The 24,096-nt window shown below is 67.0% G+C and carries 18 protein-coding genes; 16 read left to right on the top strand and 2 right to left on the bottom strand.

Annotated features, from left to right (window positions below; translation table 11 throughout):
* Positions 1 to 64: 64 nt before the first annotated feature.
* Positions 65 to 3,751: a DUF4157 domain-containing protein gene (locus PO883_RS00870; RefSeq protein WP_289308098.1), complete on the bottom strand. Its 3,687-nt coding sequence runs from the start codon at positions 3,749 to 3,751 to the stop codon at positions 65 to 67.
* Between the two features lie 435 nt (positions 3,752 to 4,186).
* Here PO883_RS00870 and PO883_RS00865 point away from each other — a divergent pair, with 435 nt between their 5' ends.
* From PO883_RS00865 to PO883_RS00835, 7 genes are all read left to right on the top strand, one after another.
* Positions 4,187 to 6,505, top strand: coding sequence for a TonB-dependent receptor (locus PO883_RS00865; RefSeq protein ID WP_289308097.1), 2,319 nt, complete (start codon positions 4,187 to 4,189; stop codon positions 6,503 to 6,505).
* Between the two features lie 79 nt (positions 6,506 to 6,584).
* Complete coding sequence (locus tag PO883_RS00860; protein WP_289308096.1) at positions 6,585 to 7,568, top strand: fatty acid desaturase; 984 nt, start codon at positions 6,585 to 6,587, stop codon at positions 7,566 to 7,568.
* Positions 7,565 to 8,368, top strand: a complete 804-nt coding sequence (locus tag PO883_RS00855) for a phosphate/phosphite/phosphonate ABC transporter substrate-binding protein (RefSeq protein ID WP_289308095.1) — start codon at positions 7,565 to 7,567, stop codon at positions 8,366 to 8,368. Before PO883_RS00860 ends, PO883_RS00855 begins: the two co-directional genes overlap by 4 nt.
* 36 nt (positions 8,369 to 8,404) lie before the next feature.
* Positions 8,405 to 8,854, top strand: a complete 450-nt coding sequence (locus PO883_RS00850) for a hypothetical protein (RefSeq protein WP_289308094.1) — start codon at positions 8,405 to 8,407, stop codon at positions 8,852 to 8,854.
* Positions 8,855 to 8,861: 7 nt separating this feature from the next.
* On the top strand, positions 8,862 to 10,994 hold the full coding sequence (locus PO883_RS00845) for a DUF362 domain-containing protein (protein ID WP_289308093.1): 2,133 nt from the start codon (positions 8,862 to 8,864) through the stop codon (positions 10,992 to 10,994).
* Between the two features lie 11 nt (positions 10,995 to 11,005).
* Complete coding sequence (locus PO883_RS00840) at positions 11,006 to 12,076, top strand: NAD-dependent epimerase/dehydratase family protein (protein ID WP_289308092.1); 1,071 nt, start codon at positions 11,006 to 11,008, stop codon at positions 12,074 to 12,076.
* A complete protein-coding gene (locus PO883_RS00835) occupies positions 12,073 to 12,642 on the top strand; it encodes a hypothetical protein (RefSeq protein ID WP_289308091.1) in 570 nt (189 codons plus the stop codon). The genes PO883_RS00840 and PO883_RS00835 overlap by 4 nt, the downstream gene beginning before the upstream one ends.
* Here PO883_RS00835 and PO883_RS00830 read toward each other — a convergent pair.
* Positions 12,634 to 13,926, bottom strand: a complete 1,293-nt coding sequence (locus tag PO883_RS00830; RefSeq protein ID WP_289308090.1) for a hypothetical protein — start codon at positions 13,924 to 13,926, stop codon at positions 12,634 to 12,636. The genes PO883_RS00835 and PO883_RS00830 overlap by 9 nt on opposite strands.
* A 49-nt stretch (positions 13,927 to 13,975) precedes the next feature.
* On the opposite strand from PO883_RS00830, the gene PO883_RS00825 reads away from it, so the two are divergent.
* From PO883_RS00825 to PO883_RS00785, 9 genes are all read left to right on the top strand, one after another.
* The gene (locus tag PO883_RS00825) at positions 13,976 to 14,530 is read left to right on the top strand and encodes a phosphatase PAP2 family protein (protein WP_289308089.1); all 555 of its coding nucleotides are present in this window, start codon (positions 13,976 to 13,978) and stop codon (positions 14,528 to 14,530) included.
* 86 nt (positions 14,531 to 14,616) lie between these two features.
* Complete coding sequence (locus PO883_RS00820) at positions 14,617 to 15,303, top strand: hypothetical protein (RefSeq protein WP_289308088.1); 687 nt, start codon at positions 14,617 to 14,619, stop codon at positions 15,301 to 15,303.
* 214 nt (positions 15,304 to 15,517) lie between these two features.
* The gene (locus tag PO883_RS00815) at positions 15,518 to 17,938 is read left to right on the top strand and encodes a S9 family peptidase (RefSeq protein ID WP_289308087.1); all 2,421 of its coding nucleotides are present in this window, start codon (positions 15,518 to 15,520) and stop codon (positions 17,936 to 17,938) included.
* Positions 17,935 to 19,014 (top strand): dehydrogenase, encoded by a 1,080-nt coding sequence (locus tag PO883_RS00810; RefSeq protein ID WP_289308086.1) that lies wholly within the window; start codon positions 17,935 to 17,937, stop codon positions 19,012 to 19,014. Before PO883_RS00815 ends, PO883_RS00810 begins: the two co-directional genes overlap by 4 nt.
* Positions 19,015 to 19,147: 133 nt before the next feature.
* The gene (locus PO883_RS00805) at positions 19,148 to 19,318 is read left to right on the top strand and encodes a hypothetical protein (protein ID WP_289308085.1); all 171 of its coding nucleotides are present in this window, start codon (positions 19,148 to 19,150) and stop codon (positions 19,316 to 19,318) included.
* A gap of 234 nt (positions 19,319 to 19,552) precedes the next feature.
* Positions 19,553 to 19,726, top strand: a complete 174-nt coding sequence (locus PO883_RS00800) for a hypothetical protein (protein WP_289308084.1) — start codon at positions 19,553 to 19,555, stop codon at positions 19,724 to 19,726.
* A 302-nt stretch (positions 19,727 to 20,028) separates the two neighbouring features.
* On the top strand, positions 20,029 to 21,672 hold the full coding sequence (locus PO883_RS00795) for a hypothetical protein (protein WP_289308083.1): 1,644 nt from the start codon (positions 20,029 to 20,031) through the stop codon (positions 21,670 to 21,672).
* Between the two features lie 126 nt (positions 21,673 to 21,798).
* Entirely contained in the window at positions 21,799 to 23,283 is a 1,485-nt protein-coding gene (locus tag PO883_RS00790; protein ID WP_289308082.1) for a glycosyltransferase family 4 protein, read from the top strand.
* An 8-nt stretch (positions 23,284 to 23,291) separates the two neighbouring features.
* Complete coding sequence (locus PO883_RS00785; protein ID WP_289308081.1) at positions 23,292 to 24,092, top strand: galactosyltransferase-related protein; 801 nt, start codon at positions 23,292 to 23,294, stop codon at positions 24,090 to 24,092.
* The last annotated feature ends 4 nt before the right edge of the window (positions 24,093 to 24,096 follow it).

Genomic DNA, 24,096 nt, shown 5'->3' with positions numbered 1-24,096 from the left:
GGTCGCTGCGGACCGTCCGGCGCGTGCCGCTCGGCCCATTCTACCGTGGGCACCTCCGCCGGCCTTATTTCTTGCTGGCGTCGGCCAGTTTGCGCACCTCGGCCTCGTCGATTTTCAGGCCTTCCTGCAAGGCGGCCAGCGGCTTGGCAAGATCGTCCGTGCCGAGCACATGGCCGATGATGACCATCAGTTCATCGAAGTCGGCAATCTTGAGGTGATTGAAATTCTCCCCGAACTTGCTCGGTTCCGCTCCCCACAGGCGCGTCATCAGCGTGGCGAATAGTTCCCGGGCCGGGTTGCCATCGCCCAGCGCGTTCACGGCCAGGCGCGCGCCGGTAAAACCCTTGCGCAGCAGCGCGTAATCGTGGGACACGTCGCGCAAAAGGTTCTTGGCGAGCTTGGCGATCTCGGCAAACGCAGTCTGGATCGGTTGCCGTACCGGATCGGGCAGGGTGCGGATCGTGTGGGCGATTGCGACGATGCGCTCGGTGCCTTTGCGGGTATAGGTCAGTTTCTTGCCCAGATAGCGGGCCGAGTCGAAACTTGAGCTCACCGTGCCGCCTTCGCTCTGGCGCGCGCGGAAGTTGGCGCCCGGCTGGACGTTTTCGAGCAGGGCGATATGCTGTTCGCGCAGCGCCGCCGTGTAGCCGGCGGTGGACACCACGTTATGGGTCAGGCCCTGGCCTTGTCCCTGGCGCAGCAGGTTGACGATGGTGAGCGGGCCGCAACTGGTGCCGTCGATTTGCAGCACGCGGCCGGCGTCTTCCACCTCGGCGCCCGGGAACACGGCGCGGATTTCCGCCAGTACGGCGCCATCGATGCTGCGCAAGCCGCGCAGCGGATCGAGGTAGCGCACGATGGCCGGCGGCGCCCCGACGATATCGCGCCCCAGCACGATCACGATGCCGACCCAGTGGTAGTTACCGATATTGAACGGTACCAGGATGGTGCGGTCGAGCGCGCGGTTGCCCGGCGTGGTTTCGCTCAGGCGCTGCTGCAACTGGCCGGGATGCATATTGTCGGTTGGCGGAACGATGGTGATGCCCGGCAGCGCCAGGCGCGCCACTTCCGCATCCAGGATGCGGTACATGTCCACGTCTTCATACTGGTAATCGGCGTTGGCGGCGGCCTTGACGGAGCCGCCGCTGGCGCCCTTGGCAGCGCCTTTGTCGCCCTTGGTGCCGCCCATGTCGCCGAGCGAAAACGAGGCCAGGTCGAAGCTGGTGAGCGGCTTGCCGCTGTCGGCCTCCGGCACGTCCAGGACGCGGCTGAATGTGCCCGATTTCAGCCTGGCGAGCTCGGCCGCCACGCTTTTGGCGGCAGTCAGTTTGGCGTTCTTGCCCAGGCCGCTGGCTTTCCAGCTCAGCGGATAAGCCCGCTCGACGACCTCCAGGTGGTTGGCGACCACGGTCAGCAAGGCTTTCGGCGCGACCACCTTCACGTCGAGCAGGGCGATCAGGGCCGCTTTGAGTGACCTGGCGCTGGCAGTGATCTTGCCACGTTCGTAGCCGAGCAGAAAGCCGCGCGCCTTGCCTTCGCTCTTGCCGCCGGTATCGGTCGCTTCCAGCGTCGCGCCGGGGATGCTGTTGGTGTAGTTCAGCAGCGACTGCACGGCCAGCTGGAGCAGCGAGATGCGCATTGCCGGGGTCGCTGCGCTTGTCATGCCGGCCTGGTGCTGCGTGAAGCCCTTGAGGGCCGCGTCGCGCTGCGCCTCGCCGGCGCTGGTATCGCTGAATGCGCGCTGCATGCGCGTGCTGCTGGCTACCGCTTCCTCCCACAGGGCCAGCAGGATGTCGCGGCAATGCTCAGAACGCTGGTTCACCAGCGCGGCGCGGATCCGGTCCAGGTGGGCGATCCACGAGGTGGTGTGGGCACCCATCGAGCCGCCGATCAGTGGCGAGGCACTGCGGCCGGCAAAGCGGATATCGGTGATCACGTCCTTCTTGTCGAGCCGGACCTGTACTGCCGGGCCGCCCCAGGTGATGGCGTCGGCTTCTTCTTCCTCCACCTGATCCTCGTCCGCGTCCTGTTGGTCCTCGTCCTCGTCCACGTCTTTGCTGCCGTCGTCGCTCGTGACGTGTTGGCGCGCCGTCGTGCCCAGCGGCGCGACCAGGGCATCGGTGCCGACCCGGTCCTTTTTGAGTTCCGCGATGTACTTGCGGATGACGGTAATCTGCTCGTTGGCGCTGTTTTCCTCTTCCACGGCGGCGGCGATGCGGCCGCGGATTTCGCGCCGCTGCTTGGTCGCGTTGCCTCTCTGGACGAGCAGATCTGCCCGCTGTGTCTGCTGAACCACCTGCTTGGCGGCGATCCGCTTCTGCAGAAAGGCAATGTCGCCCTCCCATTCCTGGAGCATGCGCGGCAGAATGGTTTTGGTCATGTCCGCTTTCAGGACGTCGCGGTCTCCCATTTTTGCCATGGTGCGCGGGAAGCTCTGGTACATGGTGACCAGGTGGTGCTCGATCATCGAGCGCACGCGCGCGAACGGGGACGAGCCGTGGGCAAAGCCGGAGCCGGTGTTTTCCAGCATGGTCTGATCGAGTTCGGCCGCCACCAGCGCCGCCGCGCTGGCATCGAACAGGCCCAGGAAAGCGGCGCTGAACGCGTCCTTGTCCACGACGGGCTCCGTGCCTTCCGATAAAGCCGATTCGATGCCGCGTATCACCCCCAGCGGCGCCGACTCGCCCTTGCCTTTCCCCGCGCCGGCCTTGTATTTGGCCGCCACGTTGATGGTCGACAGGGGAATCAGTTCGACCACGTCCAGGTAGGTTGAAATCAGTTCCTGCATCTGCGATAGCGCGAACGCGCCGACCTGCTGGTCCGGTTTGACGTCGAGCAATTCCAGCGGTGAGGGCAAATCGTTGCGCAAGGTGCGCATGCGCGTCCAGGCCTTGAGCAGCTTGGCGCGCTGGGCGGCGGGCATGCTCACCGTCAGCTTGAAGCCCGGCATGTCCTGGATGCCGTTGATGAATTCGTCGAGCCGGGCCAGCGCCTGCCAGAAATTTTGATTGTTGAGCGCGATCACGACACCGAACTGGCGCGCCGAGAAGGCGGTGAGGTGGTCGCCCGACGATGCACCATAGGCATTCGGCGGACGTCCGACGATGTGCACCGTCACCGTGTTGGTGGCGCCCAGTACGACCTGGGTGGCAATGCGCTGCACCGGCTTGCGCCCGTGCAGGGACAGCGGGCGCAAGCCGCAGCTCGCTTGCGGGGCCTGGAGCGCCTTGAGCCCCATCGTATCGGCCTCGCGCTCCAGGGCGGCGTCATCGTTGACGGGCACGCCGCCCTTCATCTGCAGGGTCGGCGCGACCCGGCCCTGGGCCTGCTGCACCACATGCCAGGCTTCGTGCGGCAGGTGCTGTTCCTGGCCGGGGGCGAGGTGGATGTCGGTGCCCTGGGCATAGGCCAGCGCCTGGAGCTGGGCCGGCCGGTCCGAGTTGTAATGCACCGTGACCTGGTCCATCGACATGCCGGACAGCGCTTCAATGCCGCTCTTTAACTGGTGCGGCAAGCCGCTGCGGTTCACCGCGCGCGCGCTGGCGCTGGCCTGGGCCATCCCGGCCAGCCGGCGCTGTAGCGCGCCCTGCGCGCTGGCGTTGGCGAGGTCGGCGAGCTGGCCCAGGCGTTCCGCCTGCGGACCGGCCAGCGTGCCGGCCGCGCCAGGCTGGCCCTCTTGCCGCGTGTCGGCCACGCTGCGCTGCACGGCATCCTGGTTCGACGGGGCTGGCAGGGATGGCGCTTTTTGCATGGTGTCCTTGTTGATGGAAAACCGAAGGCAGACTGGCGGCCCGGCGCAAGATCGATGTCAAACGTGTCCATTGTGAAACAGCATACCTTGCCGTAAAAACCATGTAAATAAGAACCAACTCGCATTGCTTTTGCATGCGTGCGCACAGGTGGGAAATTGACATTGTTGTCAAAATGATCGATCATTCCGGCGCCTCATTCCCGGCGGCAGGCAAGGACACGCGCAGCGCGCGCCCGTTCCCGCCTCAAGCCCCGGCCCGCGATGACGATGCCCCCGCTATTCCAGTTCAGCCGATCGGCGCCTGCGGGCGGGTGCGCCCCATCCGTCCCGGCTAACATTTCCAGATAACTAAAGTCGGTAATCTTCGTGTTCAGGCATGGATGGCATCGATATACTTTTTTCATGCAGTATCAAAAAACAGATTGGACAATAGCAATGGGTAAGCAGTTGATTGCACATGGAGCGCTGGCGATGTTGTCGCTGGGCGTGATCGGCGCGGCGCAGGCGCAGCAGGTGGGCACGGACGCCGCCGCGCGCGCCGCGGCGCGCCAGGCCGCCGGGAACAGCGATTCCGACCAGGTCGAGCGCGTCGAGATCACCGCCACGCGCGCCGTCAACGCGGTCGACGTGCAGCAGGTGGCGGCGGCCATCACGGTGCTCCAGCCGGAAGGGCTGGCCAAATTCGGGCTGGGCAACCTGAGCGATATCGCGCGCCTGGTACCCGCCATGAGCGTGCAGGAGCAGGGGCCGGGCGTGAACAACATCACCATGCGCGGATTGGTGGTGCGCGGCATCGTGCCATCGGAAATCCAGGATTCCTCGCTGGTGGCGGTGTATGTGGATGAGATGCCGGTCACCCTGAAATCGGGCAATCCGGACCTGCGGGTGCTGGACCTGGAACGCATCGAAGTGCTGCAAGGCCCGCAGGGCACCCTGTTCGGCGCCAGTGCCATGGCCGGCGCGGTGCGCCAGATCACCCGGAAGCCCGATACCAACGACCTGTTCGGTTCGGTGGAAGCGGTCGGTTCGCGCACTGGCGGTTTCGGCGGCAATAACCACAATCTGCGCGGCATGCTCAACCTGCCGCTCAAGGACGCGGTGGCGGGCCTGCGCCTGACGGCCTACAGCGGCGCCGATTCGGGCTACATCCGCAACGACTTCAATGGCGCCAGCACCAACGCCGTCTCGACCAACCAGGGGCGCGCCGCCTTGCGCATCCGCGCCCAGGCCGGCCTGGTGATCGACGCCAGCGTCACCGCCTCCAACATCAAGGGCGGCATCAACGATGCCTACGGCAAGCTGGCGCCGTTCACCACCTATGCGCTGCTGCCGCAAAAGAGCAACGATGCGCTGCAACTGGTCAACCTGGCCGTGCACTATGACCTGGGCGGCGCGCAGCTGGTGTCGTCGACCTCCTATCTGCACCGCGATACGCAATACGCCACGGCGGCCCAGTATCCGGCCACCGCCTTCATTTTCGGCGGCAAGAATCCCCTGATGGCGTCGGCGTACACGATCGATAACGCCATCACCGATTTTGCCCAGGAACTGCGCCTGAACTCGCGCGATGGCGGCCCGTTCAAGTGGACTGCCGGCGCCTTTTTTGAAACCGGCAAGCGCAAGCTGCGCCAGGAGCAGCCCACCGCCGGCTTCGATGCGCGTTTCGGCGAGACCCGCCATTTCCCCGGTTACAGCTCGCAGGCGAACGACCTGGCGACCACGCCCGACAATTATTTCTCGGGCCGCCAAGACACCCGTTCGCACCAGGTCGCGCTGTTTGCCGAAGGCACGTACACCGTGCTCGACAAGCTGGACCTGACCGCCGGGCTGCGCCTGTTCAAGGGCACGCAGGATTTCGACCTGCATTTCAGCGGCCTGTTCGGCAACCTGGTGGGCGCGACCCCCGCCGCCCCGACCGGCAGCCCGGAAACGAGCAGCAGCAGCGCCACCGCCCAGGGCGCCAATCCGCGCTTCGCGGCTGCCTATCGGATCGACCGGCAACACATGCTGTATGCGAATGCGGGCAAGGGTTTCCGCTACGGCGGCAACAACCAGCCGGTGCCGTTCAATTTTTGCGGCGTGAACGCGCCGGCCACCTTCGCGCCCGACAGCCTGTGGAGCTACGAAGCCGGTTCCAAGAATACCCTGTTCGGGCAGCGCATGACGCTCAATGTGAACGCTTACCTCAGCAACTGGAACGACGTGCAGGTGTTCAACAAGTTGCCATGCACGTATTACTTCACCCAGAACGCCGGCAAGATCCGCAGCCAAGGCGTGGAACTGGACACATCGGTCAAGCTGACGCGGCAGGCCAGCATCGGCTTGCATGCGGCCTACAACCATGCGTACGCCAGGGATGCGGTGATCACCGGCATCGCGGCGCAAAACATCCCGGCTGGCGCGCGCACCCCGTACGCCCCGCGCGTGGCGGCCAGCGCCACTGCCGGCTACCGCGTTCCGCTGGCCGGCAGCGATGCCATTAGCCTGGCGGCCAGCTATGCCTACAAGGGCCGGGCCTACACCAATTTTGCCGCCGCCCAGGGCAGCTATGCGGAAATACCATCGTCGAACACGCTCAACGCCAGCGTGACCTACCTCACGGGCGGCATCGAAGTGGGCTTGTTCGGCACCAATCTTACCAACGGCAACAAGGTGAGCGATGTTACCACCAACAGCATCGCCATCCAGCCGGGCGACACCTTGTTCATGGCGCGTCCCCGGACAGTCGGCCTGCGCGTCAAAGCGCGGTTCTGATGGCACGGCGTTGCCGTGCATCAACATCCAGCCGTCCACAGCCACCCACAATGCCAGTACGGGCAATCAAGGATGACTGATGCAATCACGACTGGCACGGCAGGCGCCCTCGATCTACGTGGATGCGGCGCAGCAGGGGCAAATCAGTGGCGAACGCGCGCGCTGGCTGTGGCGCGCCGAGTGGCCCACCTGGCTGCTGATCGTGGTGATCCACGGCGGCTGGCTGGCCACGCTGGCCTGCTGGCGCGAACTGGGCAGGCCGGGGGCGACTGCGCTGATGATCTGGTGGTGCGCGTGGTACATGTCGCTTCAGCATGAGTTGATCCACGGCCATCCCACCCGCTGGGCGGCGCTCAACCGCCTGTTCGGCACCATGCCGTTGGCCGTGTGGTATCCCTACCGCCTGTATCGCGACAGCCATCTGCGCCATCACGTCGATTTCCACCTGACCATGCCGGCGCTCGATACCGAAAGCCATTATGTGTCGCCGGCAACGTGGGCCGGCCTGGGCCAGCCGATGCGCTCGCTGCTGTGGATGAACAAGACCTTCTGGGGACGGATGCTGGTGGGGCCGGCCATGGCGATTGGCGCGACCTGGGCGCACGCGCTGCGCGAGCCGCTGCGGGGCAATTGGCGGAATGTGCCGATGTGGCTGGGTCATGTGGCCCTGCTCGGCGCCATGCTGTGGTTGGTCGAGGCCGTATTTGGCGTGGCGGCGCTCTATTATGTGCTGGCGATTTCCTATCCGGCCCAGTCGCTGGCGATGATCCGCTCGTTCTACGAGCACCGCCCGGCCGAAGAGCACAAGCAGCGCATCGTGCTCAATGAAGCGGGATTTGTGTTCCGCCTGTTATTCTTGAACAATAATTTTCATCTGGTGCATCACGATGTGCCATCGCTGCCGTGGTATCTGCTGGGGCGGGTGTATCACGCGCGGCGCGCCGCGTACATTGCGCGCAGCGGCGGTTTTTATGTGCGCGGCTACGGTGAGCTGATGCGCCGCTTCGGCGTGAGGCCGGTCGACGCCCCCGTTCATCCCCATATGCCGGAGTCCAGTCCATGACATGGAAAGCCGCGTTCCCCATGTATGAGCTGTCGGCCGGGATCAGGGCAGGCTACGACGCCCTGTTCGAGGCGCTGCTGGGCGCACTGCGCGTGGATGGTTTCGGCGCCGCCGTCGAACTCGAACGCGCACCGGCATTGCCGGAATTCTGGACGCGCCCCGACATGCTGCTCAGCCAGACTTGCGGCTATCCATACCTGACCCGGCTGCGCGGCCGGGTCGCTCTGCTGGCCACGCCGGCGTACGCGTTTCCCGGCTGCGAGGGCAGCGATTATTCGAGCGCCATCGTGGTGCGCGCCGACGGCGCCATCGGCGCGCTGGCCGACGCGCGCGGCTGCATCGCCGCCGTCAACGACATCGATTCCAACAGCGGCATGAACGCGCTGCGCCATGCCGTGGCCGCGCTGGCGCGCGAGGGGCGCTTCTTCGGCGCGCTCAGATGGTCGGGCAGCCACCGCGCCAGCCTGGCGCTGGTGCGCGATGGCGCGGCCGACCTGGCGGCCATCGATTGCGTCACGCTCGGCTATCTGCGCCGCGAAGAGCCGTCCAGCCTGGATGGCCTGGCGATCCTGTGCCACTCGGCGCCGTCGCCGGCCTTGCCGTTCGTGAGCGGCGCCGCCGTTCCCGCTGCCGTGCGCGCGTGCCTGCGCGGCGTCCTGCTGGCGCCGGCGCCGGAACTGGCCGGCCTGATGGCGGCACTGTCGATCCGCGCCTTCACGCCATGCGGCGACGACGACGATGCCCGCATCGGCGCGCTCGCTGCCGAGGCGCGCGCCTGTGGCTATCCGCAGCTGGCCTGACAGTGAAATCGCGTAGGGTTTGACATAGATCAATGCTTGTTCATTGACATCAACCCGCTGCGAGTGCGCTGCCCGAATTCAGATAGCATGGAAGCAGCGCATGCTTATTGCGCCGAGTTAATACTTCACTTCGATCAGGTCGCCTATTTGATAATGGAGAGCATCATGGCCGTCGCTCTTGATGAAATTACGAATGCCGCAAAAACGACATTGCAGAACTCCGCCAACCGCTATGGGCGCTCCGCAGTCGAATATGGCCATGCCTTGCTCGATTTCGGCAGCGGCAACTGCGGCGCCGGCGACGTGGCAAAGGCTGGCGTCGAGCTGGCGCTGCGCGGCGCGATGGGCGCCGTGGAAGACACCGTCCGCTTCGGCACCGCCTATGTGAACTGGGCGTATGCGCTGGTGGGCATCGGCCATGCGCTGGCGGCGACCGGCGTCGCCCCGCCTGTCAAGGCGGCGCCGCCGGCCGGCGTGGCCGGGTAACGCGCCGATGCCCAGGAAAACCGCTCCGGCGCCCGCTGCGCCGGTGCTCATCATTGCCGAGGACGCCTCCGCCAGCCCGGCCGAGTTGCTGCGGCTGGCATTGCGCCAGCCGGGCTGCCTGCCCGCCGTGCCGGACGCGAACAAGAACAGTGCGCTGATCCTGCTCGACCTGGCCGCGTTCGCGCCCGCCAGTCCGGTGGTGGTCGGGCGCGAACTGGTGGAAGCGCTGCTCGACCTGCTGGCCGCCGACGGCTGGCGCAAGCTGGCGATCGGGTCCAGCGCCGACAGCGCCAGCACCTGGCTGGAGAACCGCGATGTTGCCGTGCTGGCCGACCTGCTCGGCTACCAGTACGTGACCGCCAACGGCACGCCCTACGACATCATCGATTTGTCGGAACAGCTGGCCGACGCGCCGGCCGCCGGCGACCCGTGGGCCGGGCGCCTTGCGCGCGCCTGGACCGGGGCCGAGCTGCGCATCGTGTTCGCCAAGTGCCGCACCGACCAGCACGATAACGTCGCCCTGTGCCTCAATACCCTGCTGTACGCGTTGCCGCTGGCCGACAAGGATGTCCATTACCGGCTGCGCACCGATCCCTGGCTGGCGCTGCTGCCGCTGCTGGAAGCCAGCGCCCCGCATGTCGCCATTGTCGACGCCTGCGGCGCGGCGCACGGCTCGGGCGGCTTGCAGGCGCCGCGTGCGCTGGCGACCCACGCCATCATCGCCGGCAACGATGCGCTGGCGGTCGACTGCGCCAGCGCCGTCAAGATGGGCGCCGATCCGGCCAGTTCGCCGCTGATCGCGGCGCTGATTGCGCGTGGCGGCCGTCCATCGCTGTCGGGCCTGGCCGGCTCGCTGGCGCCGTTTCCCGGCTTTCTGTTGCCCGATCCGATGCTGGTCGAAGCCACGCGCCAGCGCCAGCGCTCGCCCACCTTGCTGCGCCTGACCGCGCCGTGGCTGCAACAGGTGGACAGCGCCTTGTTTCCCTTCAAGCATGCGCTCGACGCCAAATGCAACCAGGCCATCGCGCCGCGCCTGGGCCGGCTCGACGACGACCCGTCCGCCAGGGCGCTGCTGGTCTACGCCAACTGGGTCCTCGGCGCGTGGGCGGCGGCGCTGGACGCCGCGCACATCAGTGGCGCCAAGGACAAGCTGCTGCGCAAGGAGGCGCCCGTATCCCCGGCCACGCTCGCATGCAGCGATGCCGATTTCCTGGCCATGGAGCGCGAGCTGGATGAGCTGCGCGGCTGGCTGGCCACGCCGCCGGACACCGCCGGGCCCTTGCGCTGGCGCCGCATCGAGCAGGCGGTGCTGTTCGAGTACCAGCGCGAATTCCCCGTGCCGCTGGCCGAATTCGCCAACCGGGTCGACATCGCCCGATCGATCTCGTACATGAACGATTACATCGGCGGCGAACTGCGCGTGCTCACGCGCGACAAGCAGGGCCGCCCGCTGCATCAGGCCGAACGCAATGTCTACCTGCCGCAGCCGAATTACGTGGCCTGGTGGGGCGGCAAGGAAATCGATGTCTCCAAGATCGAAAGCGTGCACTACGGCGACGACGAGCAGCGCATGGCCTGGAAAACGGTGTATTCCGAGAACGCGTCGGCGCTGTACGACGACGGCATCATCACCTTTGCCGCGAGCGCCGGCGGCACCCGCGTGAGCGTGTTCGGGCGCCAGCTGTTTGCCCTGCCGCCCTTGCTCGACAGCTTGCAGCTCGAGCGCTATCCGGAACTCAGGGAGCACCTGACCGAACACGCCTACAGCACTTTTTTTGCGCGCACCTTTTCCAATTTCGACGCCTTGCTCGAAGGGCGGGAGATCGCCATCGGGGTGGCCTGGCATGTGCCGGCCACGCCGCACGACAGCGCGCCGCGCCCGGTGGACACGCTGGCCAGGCTGGCGGCCGGACTGGGCGAGCTTGCCGCCACCGTGTTCGCGGGCGTCTTGCAGCCGCACGCGGCGCAGGGCCAGCCGCGCATCGACGGCGCTGGCTTTGCCCATTTCGACGCGCCCGCCGCCATAGCGGAGCCGCCAAACGCGCTGAGCGCCTGGGTGGGCGGCTTCTGGCACGGCTATGGCGAGGCGCTCGCCCGTGATCTCGGCAAGAGCGTGCACGCGCTCTGGCCGCGCAGTTGAGGGGAGGGGAGATGCGCGCACTGGTGACCGGAGCGAATGGCCTGATCGGCGCCAATCTGTGCCGCGAGCTGCTGCTGCGCGGCTGCGAAGTGCGCGCCATGACGCGCGCCGGCAGCGACCGGCGCGCCTTGCACGGCCTGGCGCTGGAGCACGTCGAGGGCGATATGTTCGCTACCCCCGCCAGCCTGGCGGCGCTGTGCGCCGGCTGCGATGTCGTCTTTCACGCGGCAGCGCGCTTCGCCTATAGCGGCATCAGCGCGGCCGAACTCGATCGTACGGCCGTGGGCGGCACCAGCAATATGATCGCGGCGGCCGCCCTGGCCGGCGTGGGGCGCGTGGTGATCACCTCGTCGTCCGTCGTGTTCGGCGCGTCGACGGCGCCGCTGGCGCGCGACGAGCATGGCGGCCCGGACGACGGCTTTGTCGAGCCGCCCTATGTCCAGTCGAAAATCAAACAGGACCGGCTGGCCCTCGCCCTCGGGCGCGACCGCGGGGTCGACATCCTGCTGGCTTGCCCGACCATGTCGGTCGGCCCGCACGCGACCGTGCTGGGGCCGTCGAACGGGGTCATCGTGTCCTACCTCAACGATCCGCTGCGCCTGACCTATGCGGGCGGCTGCAATATCGTTTCGGTGCGCGACGTGGCGCACGGCCACTGGCTGATCGCCACGCGCGGCATCCCGGGCCAGAGCTACATCCTCGGGTCCGAGAACCTGGAATGGAACGCGATCCATGCCGCCATTGCCGGCCTGTGCGGGGTCGACAGCCCGCGCCTGGAAGTCAACCACACGGCGGCCTATCTGGCGGCCTCGTACGAGGAAGTGCGCGCCCGGCTGCAAGGGCGCGCCGCGCTGACCAGCCGCGAACAGGCGCGCATGATCGGCCGCTATTACTGGTACGAGCATGGCAAGATCGCGCAGCTTGGCTACGCGCCCATGCCGGCCCGCGCCGCGCTGGCCGAGGCCTGCGCCTGGCTGGCGGCCAGCCCGCACATCAGCCGCGAAGTGCGCACCTCGATGACCCTGGCCGGCGAGGTGCACCGGGCGCGCGCCGGCTTGCCATCCACCCAGGAGTTGCAATGACACCTTTTCATAGCTTTACCATGGTCAAGCGTCCGGTCGACCAGATCTGGCTGGTGATGCGCGATCACCTGGCCGAGCTGGCGGTCCAGCTGGACGATCTCGATTCCATCGTGCAGCTCGAACGCAGCACCGGCAGCGATGGACGCCTGCTGCTGGTGAACCGCTGGCAAGCCAGGCAAACCATTCCGGCGCTGCTGCGCGGGGCGCTCGGCGGGGACGTGATTTCCTGGGTCGACCGCGCCCGCTGGGATGACGCGGCCCACGTCTGCGAATGGGCCATCACGCCATCGGTGCTGCCCGAGCACATCGAATGCCGGGGCAGCACGCGCTACGAGCCGGCCATGGCCGGACGCGGTACGCGCGTGACCTTCGACGGCAGCTTCACGCTCAAACCGGGATTCTTGAACCGCCTGCCGGCCGCGTTCGAGCCGGCGATCCTGAGCCTGGTCGAGAATATCGTCTCGACCCTGATCCCCCGCAATTTGTCCAAGGCCATCAATGCCGCCGGCGAGTTCAGCGCTGCGCCAGCGCCGGGCCAGGCGCTGGCGCCGCCGGCCTCACCCTAGCAGCCAGGCGTGGTGGAAGCCCAGGCGCGGATCGGCCAGCGCCGACATCCACGAAAAATACGTTTGCAGCGGGGGCATCTCAACGCGCAGGCGCAAGGTTCCGCTAGGGTAGTCGTAGATCGTGATGTGGTTCAGTCCGCGGTTGGCCGTGAACAGCAGCGACTGGCCGGCCGATAACTGGCAGCCATAAATGGAATCGAGCAAGGACTTGCGGGACACTTGCAGCGCGCCGAGAAAGTGCTGGCTATTCGAAAAGAAATTTCCACGGGTGAAAACGTCGGCGACCTGGGATGCCACCTCGCGCGGCCGGTTCAGCTGCGCCGCGGCGTCCGGGCGTTCGTCGACCAGCTGGCGGTAGCTGGCGAAGGTGGCCAGGTCGATGGCGATCACGTTCTGGCTGCCGCCGTTGCAAAAAATCAGTTCGCGATCGGACAGGCAGACGTCGGAATTGATGTGCGCCGGTATCTCGCGCCCGGCCGCCCAGTGGCGCAGCACCTGGCCGCTGGCGGCGTCGATTTCAAAGGCATATTCCTTGCGAAAGGCCATGGCCCATTCGTGATAATCGACATGATCCTGCGGCAGCACGCGGAACGAGACGCCGTAAAACCGGTCCTCGCTCGGATGCACGGCCACGTGCCAGCAGGTGGCCGGCAAATCGACCACGCGCACCGCCATCGACGCCAGGTCGAGGATGGCGACGTGGCAGGCTTCGCCGTCGCGGCCGTCGTGCGGGCTGTCCATCGAACCGAGCACGATGTAGCGGCCCGATGCACAGCGCTTCATGCCGTGCGGCAGCTTGAGCTGGTGCGCGCACAGGCGTTCGCCGTGCTCCAGCGCATCGATGGAAAAGCGGTAGAAGTGGGCGCCGATCACGGTGATGAATTCCGTGTCCGACATCCAGACCAGATGGGTCGACCCTTGCAGCGAGGAGGGCGGGCATTCATAGCGCAGGGTCGACACGCGGCCGATTTCGTCGAGCGTGTGGGCGTCGTAGAACAGCAGGTGCTGGCCGGCATTGCCCAGGAAACCGATGGTGCCGGACGGGTTGACCGACACCGCGTGGCCGGCGGCGATGCCGTCGTAGTAGCGCACCTTGTAGGCGTAGCCTTGCGACACCTGGTCGAACAGGAACAGGCAGACCCCGGCCATGCCTTCCAGGCCATTGGCGCCATTGCCATCCAGGGCGATGTGGAAGCGCTGGCTGTAGGCCCGGCCGGTGGGGTCGGACCAGGCCTTGGCGGGGGTGTCTTGCAGTTCCATTTCTTTGTGAGGATGCGTCAACATGTTTCTTCCTTTTCGTCGGCCCAAGCAATCACACACTTCGGAAACAATCGTGCTGGCACCCACCAGCCGCTGGCGCTGCACCCTGCTGCGGGCAGGGCGGCTGGAGTTAATTATTGTACAACGCATCGTGCCGCTTGCGCGCTACCGCATCGTCCGCTTTACAACGAACATCATCAATCTGCTAGGTAACGGCTGGGTGTATGCACCGCTGGCCGGCGCCATTTTCCTGGCGCAGATCCGGCATCCGGTGGCGGTGTTGCAGGCGGCGCTGCTGTCGACCCTGATCGCGCACCTGTTTTACCGTGTGCTCAAGCAGCGCGTAGCGCGCCTGCGTCCGTTCGAGCGCGACCCGGCGCTGCGATCGCTGACCAAGGTGCTGGACAAGTATTCCTTCCCGAGCGGGCACTGCATGACCCTGACCACCGCGCTGGTGCCGATCGCCCATGCGGCGCCCGCCACGCTGCCGCTCGCGGCCGGCGCGCTGGCGCTGCTGGCGCTGTGCCGCCTGATCGCGGCGCATCACTATCCCAGCGATGTGCTGGCCGGGATCGGCCTGGGCGCGGCGATTGCGCTTCCGGTATCGGCCTGGCTGGTGCCGGCGTGATGCACGGCGCCGGCGTCACGAACGGCACGGCCGGACAGCGCTGGCGATTATGATAGCGCTCTACCCCGCATACAACAGGAGCTTGAGTGAACAAGGCGATTCGACAAGGCGGCAGCATGCTGTGCGCGTGCATGCTGCTGGCCATGGCGGCGGAAGCGGCCCCGGCGGCCGGCCTGCGCCTGGAGTGCAGCGACAGCGGCGACGCCGCGAAGGAGGCGGCGCGCATCAGGGCCGCGGCGGCGGGCGTGGTCACGCGCACCTCGCAGCGCGCCTTGCGTGTGCAGGCCGGCGGCAAGACGCTGGCCTTTGCCGACGAGCCGCCGTACGACGACCCCTACGGCGGGATGCGCTACGCGTTCTGCGCCCGCAAGGAAGGCTTCATCCTGGTCCTCGCGGGCGATTTTTACCTGGGCACGGGTAAGCTGATCAACGAGGCGACCGGCGCGCTGACGCCGGCCGGCGAGAGCGTCATGCTCTCGCCCGACAGGCGCGCCTATTTCGCCAGCGCGCAGCCGAATGGGCTGGACGGCTCGTCGTGGGCCATTTATGCGCTCGACGGGCGCCAGTCGTGGGAGGGATACAATTTCCTGCCTCATCCCGTCAAGCCTGGCCACATGGCGGCCACGCTGGCGGACCAGCGGTGGGAAGCGAACGGCGAGTTCAGTACGCTGGCAAGCTGCTTCTACGGCAAGAGCGCACCCTGGCGCGTCAAGCTGGTCAAGTCCGACGGCGCCTGGGATTGGCGGCCCAGGCGGACCTGCCCCGACGTGTGAGCGTTGGCCGGACCGCCGCCGGCTCAGCCGTGACGGGCGTGTTTTCGCGTCCGCGAACCGGGGCGGCGCTCGCCATGCCCATCCTGATTCATATGCAATATTTGAAAATTGACATTGTTAACAATATGTACGATGATTTCAGGTACGCTGATTGACAGCGCGGCCAGGCGCCTTATTGTCGGGTCGAGGCGACTATCATGAATGACGTTCGACGATGAGATTGTATTTTTACCTGTGTGCGGGCGTCCTGCTCCTGCCCGTATCCGCCACGGCGAGCTCCGCCGACGCCACGGCGCCGGGCTACCGGCAACCGAGCGCACCGTTGCAAGCCATCGTCGCCGCGCCGCGTCCGCCCGCCGTCATCGGCGGTCCGCAACGGCGCACGGTCGCATTGCTGGAACGGCCCGCCCGTCCGGCCCTGCAAGAGCTGCCCAAGGCCGGCATCAAGCTGGCCGGCCTGAGCATCGATCGCGTGCATTTCGCCGGCGCCCAGCCCGCCTTCGGTCATGGGCTGGCCCTGCTTACCGTCGCCGACGGCCGGCAGCGCCCGGTATCGGGGCTGCCGCCAGGGGCGCGCATCGCGCATGCGGAATTTTCTCCCGATGAGCGCTGGATCGCGCTCTCGCTGTGGCACGACGGCAAGGTCCGCTTGTGGCTGGTCGAGGTGGCGGCGGCGCGCGCCCGGCGCTTGCTGGAGCGGCCGCTGAACACGGTCGTGAGCAATGGCTTCGGCTGGCTGGCCGGCTCGCGTACGCTGCTGGTCAGCCTGGCGCCCGAGGGGGCCGCGCCGGCGCCGGCCGTGATTCCGGCCGCCGCCCCGGCGATCCAGGAAAGCTTCGCCGGCAAGCCGGTCCAGGTCAGCGCCGTCGCCGATGCGCTGCCCGGCGCGCGCGCCGCCCAGATGCTCGGCTGGTACTTGCAGCGCCAGCTCGCCAGCGTCGATGTGTCGGGCAAGCTGGCCCTGATCGGCGCCGCCGGCCCGCTGCTGGCCGCCACCCCTTCGCCCGACGGCAACTTCATCCTGGCCAGCCGCTTGCAGGCGCCGTTTGCGCCCGCCGTGTCGGTGTTGCGCTGGGCCCGCCGCGATGAACTGTGGGATCGGCGCGGGAAGCTGGTCAAGGTGCTGCATGACAGGGCGCTCAACGATCGTCCCGTGCAGGACCGCGATGCGGTCGAGGCCGGACCGCGCGACTTCGGCTGGCGCGCCGACGCCGCAGCGGCCTTGCACTGGAGCGAGGCGGGCGACGGCGGCGATCCGCGCAGCGAGGCCGAGTGGCGCGATATCCTGTACCAGCAAGACGCGCCATGGCGCCAGCCGGCGCGGGTGCTGGCGCGCGTCAAGGGCCGCATCAACGAGGTGGCCTGGGGCAGCGATGCGCTGGCGGTGCTGACCGAAACCTGGTTCCAGCAAGGCGAACGGCGCACCTGGCGCCTGCGTCCGCAGCAGGCCGATGGCGCGCCGCAGCTGATGTTTAGCAGGAAGATGGAAGACCGTTATGGCGACCCCGGGCGGCCCATGAAGCGCGCGCTCGACAATGGCGAGCGGGTCCTGCTCACCAGCACCGATGGCGCATCGCTGTTCTATGCCAGCGCCGGCGCGAGCGAGGAGGGCGACCGTCCGCAGCTCAAGCGCTACCGGCTGGACGACGGCGAAACGAGCACCTTGTGGCGTTCCCAGGCGCCGTATTACGAACGGGTGCTGGTCATGCTCGACCGCGATGGGCGGCGCTTCGTGACCCAGCGCGAGAGCCGCGACGAGCCGCCCAATCTGTTCGTGCACGAGGAGGGCGCCCCGGCGCGCGCGCTGACCTCGGTGGCGAGCCCGTTCGCGTGGATGAAGGCGGTCGAGGTGCGCGTGCTGCGCTACCAGCGCGCCGACGGGGTGGCGCTGGGCGGCAAACTGTATCTGCCGGCGGGCTACCAGAGCGGGCGCGATGGCCCGCTGGCGGTGCTGATGTGGGTGTACCCGCGCGACTTCCAGTCGCGCTCGGCGGCGGCCGAGGTGCGCGATTCCGCGTATCGCTATGCCGACATCGATCCCCTCAGTCCGCTGGCCATGGTGCGTCTCGGTTATGCCGTGCTGGACAACCCGGGCATGCCGATCGTGGCCGGGGAGGGCGCTGCCGCCAACGATGCTTACCTGGCCCAGCTGACCGCCTCGGCCGAGGCGGCGGTCGACGAGCTGGTGCGTCTCGGCGTGGCCGACCGCAAGCGCATCGCCATCGGCGGACACAGTTACGGCGCCTTCACGGTGGCCAACCTGCTGGCGCATACCCGCTTGTTCGCCGCAGGCATTGCCGAGTCGGGCGCGTATAACCGCAGCCTGACCCCGTTCGGTTTCCAGTTCGAAAAGCGGACCCTGTGGCAGGCGCCCCAGGTGTACCAGGCCATGTCGCCGTTTCACCACGCGCACCGGATCGCCACCCCCTTGTTGATGATCCACGGCCAGGCCGACAGCAATCCCGGCACCATGCCCCAGCAAAGCGAACGCCTGTTCCAGGCCTTGAACAGCATGGGCATCGAAGCACGGCTGGTCACCCTGCCGGACGAAGACCATGTGGTGCGCGCCGCGGAGTCGGTTTCGCACGTGCTGTGGGAGCGCGAACGCTGGCTGCAGCGCTTCCTGCGCCCATGAGCCGCTCCGCGATCGTGCGCGCGCGCGCGCCCCTGCGCCTGGGCCTGGCCGGCGGCGGCACCGACGTCTCCCCGTATTGCGACATCTACGGTGGGCAGGTGGTCAATGCCACCATTGCCCTGTATGCGCACGCGGAACTGGCGCCCGCCGGGGACCATGCCTGCCTGCTGCGCTCGCTCGACCAGGGATGCAGCATGCAGCTGGGCGGACCCGAGCCGGTCCAGGCCGTGCCGGCGCTGGTGCTGCACCAGGCGGTGTACCGCGAGATGATCGCGCGCTATCACGGCGGCAAGCCGCTCGCGCTCAGCCTGAGCACGCGCTCTGACGCGCCGGCCGGTTCCGGCCTCGGATCGTCCTCGACCATGGTGGTGGCGATGATCCATGCCTTCTCGGTCTACCTGGCGCTGGACCTGGGCGCGCACGAGATCGCGCAACTGGCGTTTCACATCGAACGCGTGGTGTGCGGCTTGCAGGGCGGGCGCCAGGACCAGTTCGCGGCAGCCTGCGGCGGCTTCAACTTCATGAGCTTCCCCCCGGGCGGCGCGGCCCGGATTGCGCCGCTGGACGTGCCGGCGCCGCTCACGCGCGAACTGGCCGCGTCCCTGGTCCTGTGCTACACCGGCATGTCGCGCGCCTCGGCGCGGATCATCAGCGACCAGAGCGAGAACATTCGCCAGGGTGCCAGCGCCGCGCTGGAAGCGACCCACGCGCTCAAGCTGGAGGCGACCTCGATGCGCGACTGCCTGCTGGCCGGCGATATGCAAGGCATCGTCGCATCCATGCACACCGGCTGGGAAAACAAGAAGAAGCTGGCGCGCTCGGTGTCGAATCCGCACATCGACGCCATGTATGCGGCGGCGCTGCGGGCTGGCGCGCTGGCCGGCAAGGTGTCGGGCGCCGGCGGCGGCGGCTTCATGATGTTCCTGGCGCCGCCCGGACGGCGCGCCATGGTGGGCCGGGTGCTGGCGGAGATGGGCGGGCAGGTGAGCCGCTGCCGCTTCGACGAGGCCGGCAGCACGGCCTGGCGGGTCGGCGCCGGGGTGGCCGATAGCGCCCTGCTGGCGGCGCCGGCGTGAAGCGCGCGGCATTTATTGCTAATTATTAAAGCTTGACGGATGCTTATAACTGCTTAGAATGCAATGGCACTCTCAACCGAGAGAATGCGGTGCATGGCATTGGCCATGCGATCAATCTTGTTTAGGAATGACGATGAAAAAAATTATCGCTGAATTGAATCGCGACGAAGCCGCCGGCGTCGCCGGCGGCGCAACGCTGACCGAAAAACTGGTCAAAGTGCGCGACTGGGATGCCAGTGTCATCGAAGGCTGCTGCACCCAGGATTGCTGCAACGATCAAATGAGGGACGCTGCCTGGGAATAATTCCCCGATTGGCGTAAGCCGATGCGGGCGCTCCCGGTCCGGGAGCGCCCGCATCCTGCGTTCAATGAGCGGCATGACTGCCGGTTTGTGCGCGCGCCCGGCGATGCCATATGGTGGAACGGGAAAGCTTGACTAGCGGTTAAAATTGTTTAGAATACCTCGGCGTTCTCGTCCTTAAAACGGGAATGCGATGCATGGAATTGGCCATGTTATCAATGATCTTCCGGAGTGAAAATGGAAAAAATTATTGCTGAATTGAACCGCGCCGACATCGCCGGTGTCGCCGGCGGCGCAACCCTGACCGAAAAACTGGTCAATGTGCGCGACTGGGATGCCAGCGTCATCGAAGGTTGCTGCACGCAGTCGTGCTGCGAACAGCCGTCCGACGGCAGCGACGCCTGGCAGTAAAGCGCGGGTTCTGATGTGTGCGCGCGGCGCCGGTGGTCCAGGCGCCGCGCCATTCCGGTGGCGGGCGCCCGGTTGGCGGCGCCAGCTTGCGCCGCGCTGCTAACCACGCGGTTGCCAATGACGCCACACTGAACCCCAAGGTGAATGGCCTGTCCAGGGTTGCTGCCCGGAGCCGGCCAGCGATAGCGACCGCAGCCGCTGCGAGTAATTCCCGCCATGGCCGGCGCTGCCGGCCTTCGCGAATACGGTCAAGCGTTGCCGTGGATTGCCCGACTATTGAGAAGTTAATTGAAAGATTACAGATGACCGAAACCCGTTATTGGTGGCCCCTCGAATTGAGCGCTGAGCTGGAAGACGAACTTGCCGCTCACAAGATCCGGTTACGGGATTTTCCGGTGCAATTCGACGCCGGCCTGTCCAGGCAGGTCGAACGCTCGCTGGTCGATTTCCTGGCCAGGCCGGTCCAGGCGATCGTCGCGCGCGACAGCCTGCCGTATCTCGGCCACGTCTTTGTCGGCTGGGGCAATGCCACCGTGAACGGCGCGCCGCTGCTCGACCGGGTGGCCTCCTTCGTCCACCAGGACCCGTCCGGCAAGCCGTATATCTATCAGTGCCATCCGGAGGGTGACTTCCATCCGTGGCAAACCTTCGCCTATACCATGATGGCCGGGATCGATCCCGAGGCGCGCGTCGGCGCCTTGCCGTTTACCCTGCGCGAGATTGCCCAGCATTCGACCGTCATCCGCACCTCGGCCATGGACGACCTGGGCCACCTGATGTACGCGCACGCGGCGCTCGGCTTGCCCGACACGCTCACCTTCGAATTCAACGGCACGCCGCTGACCTTGGCCGACATGATGGAGGAGGCGATCAAGGCGCACCATTTCGGCCCGTTCTATGTGTGCCGCAAGTTCCACCTGACCGAGGGCCTGTGCGCGATCGCCGCCACCTATCCGGCCTTTGCGCGCTACCAGCCGGTCGCCCAGAAATTCCTCGACGGCCAGCTCGAAGTCATGCTGACCCTGTCGCTGCTGGTGGCCCAGCTCGAAGCGGTCGCCGACGCTAGCCTGACGATGGACCAGAGCCGCATTCCGGCCCTGCGCAAGGCCATGCTGATCGGCGCCTTGCTGGAGAACCACCTGTACTCGGCCGGCCATGTGATCGAACTGGCGGCGCTGGCCATGCGCATGGGCTATCAGGTCAGCGACGTCCATCGCAGCGCGATCCACCATCTGCTGAACCACTTCAACGGTTGCGTCCAGCGTTCGATGACCCGTTTCGCCCCCACCGCCGCGTTCCTGCCGCTGGGCCACTACCGGCGTGCCATGTCGCTGTACGCCAACCTGCACGCCGCCGCGGCCGGCCAGGATAGCGCCCCGCGCGCGGCGCTGACCGGGTATTGGGCCGATTTCGATGCCAGCGAGGGCACGCTGCCCGAACTGCCGGCGGCCCCGGTGGACGCGCTCTACAACCGGGCCGCGCATTCGGCCAAGGTGCGCCCCTTCTTCCAGTCGGTGCTCGATGAATTTGCCCAGGGTAATTCGACCGGGATGGACCTGTACGGCGGCTTCGACCATTTCCGGCGCCTCCATCCGGACGGCTGGCCGCGCCAGATGCATTTCGAGTTCCTCGACTATGCCGACCGCGTGGGCGTCGAACTGCACTTCGAAAATCCGGACCTGCTGCCGCTGATGGATGCGGTGGCCGCCGCCATTCCTGCGCTCCAGGAAAAGTTTCCCGGGATTGAGGTGCATGGTTTGCGCCGCGTCGACCGCAGCCAGGCCAAAATCCGCCTGTATCACGATGCGGCCACCGGGCCGGTCGACATTTCCAAGTCGATGCAGGAATTTGTCGCCTTCATGAGTCCGATCGTCTCGGCCGAATTGCACAATCCGGCCCACGGCATCCAGCGCAGCCGCCTGGACGCGAGCGCGGCGGCCCACTAAGCCCCACGCCGTTCGGCCCACGCCGTTCGGCCCACGCCGTTCGGCCCACGCCGTTCGGCCCACGCCGTTCGGCCCACGCCGTTCGGCCCGCGCCGTTCCCCTGCCATCGACTCCATCGAGGAATGCATGTTGCACCAGTTTCCCCCGCTTGCGCTGGCCACGGCCGGCCTGTCGGCCCATAAATGGCCCAGCGTCACGCGTACCGCGCAGTTCTATCGCGACGCCCTGAGCGCGCTCACCCCGGAACTGCTGGAGCTCGACGAGGCCAGCGCCGCGCCGCACGGCGTCAAGCTGCTCTTGAATTTTTCCGGCAACACCGGCTGGGACCTGGCGGGCGGCGAGCGCGACTTTCCCTGCCTGTTCGGCATGCACGGCGGATGTGTTCTCAGCCGCAAGTTCCTGCGCGAGCGCTTGCCGACGCTGACCTCGCACGATGGCTTGATCGTCAATTGCAGTTCCGACGCCGAAGTCATCCGCAACATGCTGGGCGATGCCACGCCGGCGCTGGAATTGCTGCCCCTGCCGGCCGATACCGGCTTGTTCACGCCGGAGGGGCGCGCCGCCGCGCGCGCGCAGCTCGGTTTGACCGAGCAGCATTTCTGCATCGGCATCGTGGCCCGGCTGCTGCCACAAAAAAATATTCACGGCGCCCTCGACGTGGTGCGCGAGCTGGTGCGGCGCCATCCCGGGCACGCCATCCGGGTCCTTATCATCGGCAATTTCTGGATCGATTACCGGGTCCTGCGCTTTAGCGAGAGCGCTTATTCGGGCCAGCTCAGGAGCCTCATCGGCGAGTACGGCCTGGACCAGGTAGTGAGCTATCTGCCCGCGTCGCTGGCCGATGCCGAACTGGCCGCCGCCTACCGCGCCTTCGACGTGCTGCTGCACCCGACCAATTCGATCGATGAAAACTTCGGCTACGCGCCGGTGGAAGCCATGGCCAGCGGGGTTCCCGTGGTCGGCTGCGCTTACGGCGGCCTGAAAGATACCGTCATCGATGGCGTCACCGGCTACCTCGCACCCTCGTGGCTCAGCCTGGGCGGCCTGCGCGAAGACCGCGCGGCGCTGCTGCATGGCCTGGAAGCGCTGCTGACCGACCGCGCCCATGCCAGGAGCATGGCCGCCAACGCGCGCCGCCACGCCGAGCAGGGCTATTCGCGCGCCCACTGCACGGCCGTGCTGCAAGATATCGTACGGCGCAGCGCCGCCAACTGGAACCAGCCCGGCCGCCGCGCGCTGCAATTGCGCGCCGCGCCGGACATGAGCGCCTACGACCGCCATCTGAAGCCGGCGGGCGAGCCCCTGTCCGAGTTCGCCGCCTCGATCCTGGATTACACCAGCCGCACGCCGCCGACCGCCGGCCCCGATTGCGTGCTGCAGGCGTATGCGCCGCACCGCGGGCGCGCGGATGGCGCCATCGTGCTGGACAACCCGGCCTGGCCGGCCGCCTACCACGCCACCCCGCTGCAGCGCGAGCTGCTCGAGCGCAGCGCCGCGCCGCTGGCGGCCACCGACTTGCTGGCCGCGACGGGATGCACCTTGCACGATCTCGACGAGATGCTTGCGCTGGGCATGCTGATCACCCGCAACGGCACGGCGGTGCAGGCATGACGCCGTGCATGTCGATCGTCATTGCCTGGCGTAACCGCGCCGAGCTGGGCGCCACCCTGGCCGCCAACCTGGTCGTCGCCGCCGCCTGGGACGCCGAGTTCGTCGTCGTCAATTACGGTGGCGATGCGGCCGCGCTGGACGCCTTGCTTGCGCCATTCGAGGACGCGCCGGTACGCCTGCTGGAACTGGCGGCGGATGGGTTCAATAAATCGCGCGCGCTCAATCTCGGCGTGCATGTGGCGCGCGGCGAGTACCTGCTGCTGCTCGACGCCGATGTGATCCTCACCGAGTTCGACGTGGCGCGCGCCATGGCCGAGACGGATGGCGGCGGCTGGCTGACCTTGGGCAAGGTCCGCGAATCGGTGCCGCCGAGGCGCCAGCGCGGCCGGATTGCCGAATATGCCAGCAGCCTCGACATCGTGCTGGACGACGGGCGCCGCGCGCGCGTCGACACCAAGCGTCATTTTTTCGAGGATGGCGCGCGCTCCTGCCCCGGCATCATGTTCCTGCGCCGCGCCGACCTGCTGGCAATCGGCGGCTTCAATTCGCTGCTGGTGGGCTGGGGCTGGGAAGATGTCGACGTCCATGTACGGCTCGGGCTGGCGCTGGGACGCCCGGCCAGCGGGCTGGGCGAGGGCGTGCATCTGAGCCATGGCGACGAGCAGCGCTTTTTCATCGGCGACAGCCCGGGCGCCAACAACCAGCGCAACCAGCAAATCTGCATGGGCCTGTACGACGCCGGCCAGTTCGAGGGCAGCTACGCGCAGGATGTGGCGGCCTTCACTTACCGCGCCGGGCAGCCGGCGTGAACCC

The organism is Massilia sp. DJPM01, from assembly GCF_030348125.1.
GTDB classification, from domain to species: domain Bacteria; phylum Pseudomonadota; class Gammaproteobacteria; order Burkholderiales; family Burkholderiaceae_D; genus Telluria_A; species Telluria_A frigida.
The sequence above is the reverse complement of the archived record's forward strand: the minus strand, read 5'-3'. Positions and strand labels throughout refer to the sequence as shown.